The organism is Halomonas sp. BC04, assembly GCF_000568385.1.
The window spans coordinates 22733-29535 of the sequence record NZ_AZQX01000009.1; the positions used below are offsets into that span (position 1 = coordinate 22733).

The 6803-nt window shown below is 59.4% G+C and carries 6 protein-coding genes and 1 pseudogene; 4 read left to right on the top strand and 3 right to left on the bottom strand.

Going from position 1 to position 6803, the window contains the following annotated elements:
* Positions 1-44: 44 nt before the first annotated feature.
* Complete coding sequence (locus tag Q427_RS01030) at positions 45-926, bottom strand: NAD(P)-dependent oxidoreductase (protein ID WP_043510304.1); 882 nt, start codon at positions 924-926, stop codon at positions 45-47.
* 446 nt (positions 927-1372) lie between these two features.
* On the opposite strand from Q427_RS01030, the gene Q427_RS01035 reads away from it, so the two are divergent.
* Both Q427_RS01035 and Q427_RS01040 read left to right on the top strand, forming a co-directional pair.
* A complete protein-coding gene (locus Q427_RS01035; RefSeq protein ID WP_043510305.1) occupies positions 1373-2224 on the top strand; it encodes a DMT family transporter in 852 nt (283 codons plus the stop codon).
* Between the two features lie 365 nt (positions 2225-2589).
* Entirely contained in the window at positions 2590-3453 is an 864-nt protein-coding gene (locus Q427_RS01040) for a sensor domain-containing diguanylate cyclase (RefSeq protein WP_043510306.1), read from the top strand.
* Positions 3454-3717: 264 nt separating this feature from the next.
* On the opposite strand, the gene Q427_RS01045 is transcribed toward Q427_RS01040, so the two are convergent.
* Together Q427_RS01045 and Q427_RS31825 are read right to left on the bottom strand one after the other, a co-directional pair.
* Positions 3718-5289 carry a hypothetical protein gene (locus Q427_RS01045; RefSeq protein ID WP_197030439.1) on the bottom strand — a complete coding sequence of 524 codons (1572 nt, stop codon included), beginning with the start codon at positions 5287-5289 and terminating at the stop codon, positions 3718-3720.
* Positions 5290-5297: 8 nt separating this feature from the next.
* The gene (locus Q427_RS31825; protein ID WP_197030440.1) at positions 5298-5684 is read right to left on the bottom strand and encodes a hypothetical protein; all 387 of its coding nucleotides are present in this window, start codon (positions 5682-5684) and stop codon (positions 5298-5300) included.
* 454 nt (positions 5685-6138) lie between these two features.
* On the opposite strand from Q427_RS31825, the gene pyp reads away from it, so the two are divergent.
* Both pyp and Q427_RS33045 read left to right on the top strand, forming a co-directional pair.
* The gene (gene pyp / locus Q427_RS01050) at positions 6139-6522 is read left to right on the top strand and encodes a photoactive yellow protein (protein WP_043510308.1); all 384 of its coding nucleotides are present in this window, start codon (positions 6139-6141) and stop codon (positions 6520-6522) included.
* Positions 6523-6607: 85 nt separating this feature from the next.
* A pseudogene (locus Q427_RS33045) lies at positions 6608-6803 on the top strand (AMP-binding protein); the annotation flags it as partial.

Here is a 6803-nt window from a genome sequence, read left to right on the forward strand (position 1 = left end):
CTGGCTAGTCTAGTCCCAGACCCGGCGATAGGGGAGGCGCCCCGTCACGAGGTGGGGCGATAGGTTTCCACCAGCGTTGCCGGGTCGTGCCCGGCATGGCCATGGCTGATATGGGTGCGCATCAGTTGGGCGGCCAGGCCGCTCATGGGCGTGGCGCTGCCGGCGCGCTGGCTCTGGGCCACCGCCATGTCGAGATCCTTGAGCAGAGTGCGCAGATGCCAGGCCGGGTTGTCGAACTCGCTGGCCGCCATGCGCGGGGCCAGGATCTGAAACGGCTTGGAATCGGCGAAGCCGCCGGCCAGCGCCTCGGTCAGTCGCGAGGCATCCACGCCGCTGGCCTCCGCCAGCGCCACCATCTCGGCGATCACCGCCGCCTGACAGCCGACGATCATCTGGTTGCACACCTTGGTGACCTGGCCCGCGCCCACCGGGCCCATGTGGGTGACCCGCGCCGCCAGCGGGGCGAGCAGGGGACGCGCGGCTTCGATATCTTCCTGTGCCCCGCCGCACATGACCGCCAGGCTACCGGCCTCGGCCCCYGCCACGCCGCCGGAGACCGGGGCATCGATCCAGCGCATGCCGCACTCGTCCTCAAGCCGCTCGGCATAGTCCCGTGTGGCGGCCGGGTCGCTGCTGGAAAGATCCACCAGCCGCTGCCCAGCGCGACCATGGGCCGCCACGCCGCCTTCGCCGAATACCACGCTCTCCACCACGCGGGTATTGGCCAGGCACAGCATCACCACGTCTACCTCCTCCACCAGCTCGCCGATGGAGCTCGCCACCGTGGCACCGGCAGCGCGCAGCGCATCGCACTTCTCCGGGGTGCGGTTCCACACCGTAACGGCATAACCGGCGTCAAGCAGGCGGCGGGTCATGGGGTCGCCCATCAGGCCGATGCCGATGAAACCGAGGCGGGGCTGCGTCATGTCGAATCTCCAGGTGAGCGGGGCAGGGAAGCGAGAGCCCTTAGCATGCGCGATGGAGGTGTTTTCCAGCAACTCTCAACGACATGACACCCAGCAATGTTTTTGGCTGTTACGTAGCTTTACACTGCCGGGAAAGGTAGGGTTGAGATAGGCCGATAATCAACCTGAAGCCGTCGTTACGGGCTGCATCGATGAATTTCAAGGGCCACCGGGGTATGCATCGATGGTGGTTGGAGGTAGCTTGAACTGGCGGAGGTTGCCTTAGCCCGGTGAAGGCGTCTCGTTATCGGCAGCGACTGGGGTATGCAATGAAGGCAGGAGACGACCTGAAGTGGCCATGCCGACAAAGGCAATAGGCAAGTTCAAGTCAATCAACGGGCGCGCCGTCTAATACCTGTCGGGCGCTCTAGAGTACAGACGCTCAATGGCGCTTAGGAAAACTTCCAATGTCGTATGCACGCATCATTGCTCTGACGTCGCTTGCTATGGTTGCGTTTGCAGGTAATTCACTGCTCTGCCGGATTGCACTCAAAGACACCAGCATTGATGCGGCGAGCTTTACTGCCATTCGGTTGATCTCCGGAGCAGTGGTTCTGTGGCTGATTGTGCAAATGCGCCGTGGCACATTTACGGGCGGTGGAAACTGGTCATCGGCATTTGCATTGTTTGCTTATGCCGCCGGATTTTCGTTTGCCTATGTGAGCTTGTCAGCGGCAACCGGTGCGTTGCTGCTCTTTGGCGCTGTCCAGACGACAATGATCGGTTATGGCATATACGCGGGAGAACGGTTGCGGACGCTGCAGATCATCGGTGTGTTTCTCGCTCTAGCGGGACTGGTGATTCTGTTGTTGCCGGGGCTCACGGCACCGCCACTCGCTGGCTCCACATTGATGCTAGGGGCTGGGGTTGCATGGGGGATCTATTCCTTGCGAGGAAAAGCTGCAGGTGACCCCCTCCGGGTAACAGCGGGAAATTTTCTGCGCGCCGTCCCAATCGCAGTAGTGCTGAGCTTGATAATGTTGAGCGGTTCATCACTGGATCCTGCTGGATTCTGGTACGCAGTTGCATCGGGTGCGCTTGCATCCGGAATAGGCTACGCCATCTGGTACACAGTATTGCCTGCATTGAAAGCCACCAGTGCTGCGACGGTGCAACTCAGTGTTCCGGTCATTGCGGCTGCGGGCGGTGTCGTTATGCTGGGCGAATCCATATCGTTGCGGTTAGTATTGGCGTCCATCGCTATCCTCGGTGGAATTGCACTGGTTATTCTGGAGAAACAACATGCTCACGGCGCCTAAAAATCGCTTCAAGGGATCGTCCGTAAGCGGGCGGCAGCTGAGCCAAACGTGATACATCAGGATAATCTCAATGGCCGATTCCTGCCGTTTGTACTGATTGCCGATGCGGTCAACACCGCCGGGAGGCCTGCGCCCTCCAGTCGCCGATGCGACGGACCAGAGCCGAAGCTGCTTGTGCAACTTTTTTCGAATGTAGTGATACGGCAGGAAGGTCTCGCCAGGGCGATCGCGGTGGCTCGGAGGTACAGGTGCTTTCCTGGCCTAGTGCTGTCAGCTGTCACTGTTGGGGGTGGAGAAACAGGCGCGCATCTCGTCGCTCGTCTTCGTGCTACAGTTGGATGACTTGAACCGGATCCCCATGCCTGATGCCCGTTGACCTGGATGCTCTCTACCCCAAGCTGATCCACCTGATGCTGGACACGGTCTTCGTGGTTGATGAGCACGACAAGATTGTCTTCGTCAGTGATGCCTGTGAGACGCTGCTCGGTTACCGTGCCGACGAGCTGATCGGCACCACGATTTCCGACTATTGGCATCCTGACGACCTGGCGCAAACACGGGCCTCCATTTACCGGGTCATGAATGGCCAGTCCCACGTCGATTTCTGCAACCGATATCTCCGCAAGGATGGCGGTATCGTCTTTATCCTCTGGTCTGCCCAATGGTCCGAGGAGGAGGGGGTGCGAATCGGCGTCGCGCGGGACGTGACGGCCCTGAGGCATGCCGAGGAGGAATTACGATTTCTCGCCCACCATGATCCGCTGACAGGGCTGACCAACCGATCCCTGTTCAATGATCGGCTGGACTCGGGCTTGCGTGCGGCTCATCGCCACCAGAATAGCCTGGCCTTGCTGTTTCTGGATATCGACGACTTCAAGGATATCAATGATGCTCATGGCCATGCGGTGGGTGACCTTGTGCTCTGTGCAATTGCTCGGCGATTGGAAGGCTGCGTACGTGAAACGGACACGGTGGCCCGTATGGGCGGTGATGAATTCACTGTTCTTTTGACGGACATTCAGTCGGCGGATGCCGTTTCCACCAAGGTGGAGCATATACTCGCGGTCTTGGCCGAGCCGCTGGGCGCTGAATTCGGCGACATCAACAAGATCTCCTGCAGTATCGGTGTGGCCTGCTATCCCGCGGACGGGGAGGATGTCGATACCTTGATGAGCCAGGCGGATGGCGATATGTACCGGATGAAAAGGCGTCGTTCGGAAGCGGGGTGATGGGCAAGTTCTGTGGGTTTGCTATCGTTTTGCTGATCGCTGAAGCTGCTCCTACAATGCGGAAGTTGCAGACCTTGTTGGAGCGCTCGGTTCGGCGCTCCGACTCCGCATCGCGACTGGCGCCGTCAGGCGCCCGGCAGAGGCTGCAACGTCAGTTGCCGTCGCGGACCTCGGCAACACAGCCGGGAGGACTGCGGCCTCCAGTCGCGAGCTGAAGCTGCTCCTACAGCGTATTTTTCTTATGCAGTGGTATCCGGCCTGTTATCAGAGACCCTTTGCCCAGCTGGTCTTGCCCAGCTCGGCGATGCGTGTCACCTCGGTTTCCGGCACTGCCTGGGGGTCACCCACCTCGAGGGGGTCATAGTGAAAGACAAAGAGCCGAGAGGCAAACTCGGCAATTGGCAGGGAGGCCTCGCCGGGGCGTTCGCCGTGGCCCTGGGTGGCACAGTGTATTCCCTGGCCCCAGTTCTGGCCGCTGTCATTGTTGGGGTTGAAGAAATAAACGCGCATCTCGCTGGCGGGGTCCAGGGCGACGCGGAGGATGGTGATCGCATGCCGCCCCACCAGGCGCGCGCCACTGTCGGTGACGGCGATGCCCGCCGGCTGGGGGTGGACCACCGGGAGGTTGCCGTTGTAGAAGGGGTGATAGGAGGCATAGAAGTGTCGAATGAAGCCCTCGTGGTCGTCGAGCTTGTTCGTGTATATGTCCACCACCACACGAAAGCCTTCGCCCACCCACCAGCCGTAGAGTTCCGGATTGATCCAGCGATGGAGGTCATCTTCGCGCTCACCGCATAGCCGACCCATTTCGATATAGATACGGTCCAGGTGTGCCACGAGAATCAACGACACCGCGTCGACATCGACCGGTGGCTCTTTCGCCAGGCCGGCCTCAAGCTCCCTGGAAGAGACTCGCTGGCCCTCGAAGCGCATGATGATCTCGTCATCCCTGGCGGCCCAGGCAACAAGCTGTAGCAGATAGTCGGGGTCGTTGTAGGCCCACATGGAAAGGCCGATCACCGATTGGCAGGTCGGATTGTTACCCTGGCCGATCCCCAGCGGCTGGCCCAACAGGCCCATGATGCCGGCGAGCAGAAAGACGCGTGGGGAATGCGCATCGCCGAAGACCCTGGCCAACTTTTGCGATGATTCGACGCACAGCGTCAGGCCGATTTGCCGCCAAAGTGCCGAGGCAACGGGGGGAGTGAACAAGGTGCCGCGCTCGAGCAGCATGGCCAGGCCGTATACCGATTGGCAGGTTTCCGGATAGACAGCCTCGTCGATCAGGGTGTGCACCAGTTGGGTGTAGCACTGCAGGAGGTCGAGGCCCGTCATGCTCAAGCCCAGGGCGGTGGGTATCAACTCGTCTCGGTGGTCACGCAAGTGTCGCAGGAGCAGGGGGTGATAGGGCGAGACCAGGCCGGTGTCGTGCATCGCCCGAGCGAAATCGACGGCCTCATCGGCGAGCGCGACTTCGTTCATCGCCGCAAGACGCTGGCGATAAACCGTCAGCCCCGGGTCGTCACGACAGCCAGGAGTCGGACCGAAGAGGGCACTGACCAGGCGCGCCGCATTATTCATGCCGGCGGTGTCGGGTTCGGGGTCGAAGAGACACTCGGCAATCTGGCCGATCATCTGCTTGATGCTTTCCGTCTGGACCGGGCGTTGGGAGAGCAGCCGGCTGACTTCCCCCACCAGGCTCTCGAGGATGTTCTCGTACCCGAGACTCTCGAGCAGGTACCGGTACAGCGAATGCACGATGTCACCCAGTGCCTCGGGGCGCTCACGGTCGGCCTCGCTCAACGTTGCGGACAGCAGGTCGAGGTTGAGTGCCATCACCTGGTTCAGGAAGCGTTGGGCCTGTTCGGCGAGATGCCCGGGTGAAAGACATCGCCTCTCGCCACGGCCAGCAGGCGAATTTCATTGAGTACTTCGATGACCGTGAGGCTGGCCTCACCCTGTCTCAACGAGCGCATGGCCAGGGCGGGTTGCAGGATGACCGGTTGCTCCCAGTCACTGTTGGCGAAGACGCCCGCCGATTCGATGGCCGACACCCGGGCATAGAGGGCATCCAGCCCGCCGGGGAGCGTCATCACGGCCCTGGCGGATTCCAGTACCTCGTCCTTGGCGGCCAGTGGTTCCGCCAGTCGTGCTTGTGCGAGTCGCTCCAGCGCAGCGTCGAACTGTTCGGTTGCGGGATGTTCTGGGGCGGTGGGGTCCCGTGTGTTCATGTGGCAGCGTCATCTCCGATTTTTATCATCACCAAGAGCCTAACAGGCTGTTGAGCTCAGGTGGGGGCGGTTCGACGCAATCTGCCTGGTTCGTGGAGCATCTGATTGGCTCATGATTTTAATCACCATGGCGAAGGCGCCGAGGCATATTGCAAAGCCATGGCCTCGGAATACGGCTGGCCCTTCATCCTGGAACGTTACCGAGAGATGGCCCTGCGACTTGACGCTTCCTGACGGGCACATGCAGTGCTTGGCCCCCCCTTCGCCCGAGATAGTGCCGGACGTCTCCCCTTGCTGGTCGAGGCCGCAGGGCTTCCTGCAATCGTATCCAGTACTTGCCCAGGAGAAGGGCTGCTGTTAGTCTGTGATGGTTTTGTATCACTTATGTATAGATATGGTATAATCTGTTTCTGCTACACGGCAGTAACCATTGAAAGGCGCAGGAGTTGTGGAAATGGCACTAGATAAAGTGATTTTCGGCAGTGATGATATTGAAAATTCGCTGGCAAAAATGGATGACAAAAAACTGGACTCCTTGGCATTTGGTGCCATCCAACTCGATGCTTCCGGCAAGATCATGCAATACAATGCGGCGGAAGGCAGCATCACCGGTCGCGATCCGAAAAGCGTCATCGGCAAGAACTTCTTTACCGATGTGGCACCTTGCACGCAGAGCAAAGAATTCCAGGGTCGCTTCAAGGAAGGGGTCAAGAACGATGACCTCAATACCATGTTTGAGTATATTTTTGATTATCAAATGAAACCCACCAAGGTGAAGGTACATATGAAGAAAGCACTGACTGGTGATTCGTACTGGATATTTGTCAAGCGGTTATAACCCCATGACATCGGCCTCGGTTCTGTGTGGTTACTGAGGTCGACTATTTATGCTGTTGTCGTTTGCATTGCCCAGGAATCCATTTATGACCCAATGGCTTACCCAAGCCGATTGCAAAGCGGTGATGCACTCCCTGTTTTGCGCTGAACTGGCCGCTTATCGGGGTGAACCAGTGCCTGGCTGGCAGGAGTTACAGGAGATTGATTCGCTCGAACGGTTGCATCTTGCTGCCTGTGTCAATGAGTTTTTCTGCTTGCATGAGACAGGTCTGGAAGACCGTC

What these genes read in the sequence shown, in the direction of transcription:
- Q427_RS01035 (WP_043510305.1), top strand. Translation starts at nt 1,373, where the DNA reads ATGTCGTATGCACGCATCATTGCTCTGACGTCGCTTGCTATGGTTGCG.
- pyp (WP_043510308.1), top strand. Translation starts at nt 6,139, where the DNA reads ATGGCACTAGATAAAGTGATTTTCGGCAGTGATGATATTGAAAATTCG.
- Q427_RS01045 (WP_197030439.1), bottom strand. Translation starts at nt 5,289, where the DNA reads ATGGCACTCAACCTCGACCTGCTGTCCGCAACGTTGAGCGAGGCCGAC.
- Q427_RS01040 (WP_043510306.1), top strand. Translation starts at nt 2,590, where the DNA reads ATGCCCGTTGACCTGGATGCTCTCTACCCCAAGCTGATCCACCTGATG.
- Q427_RS31825 (WP_197030440.1), bottom strand. Translation starts at nt 5,684, where the DNA reads ATGAACACACGGGACCCCACCGCCCCAGAACATCCCGCAACCGAACAG.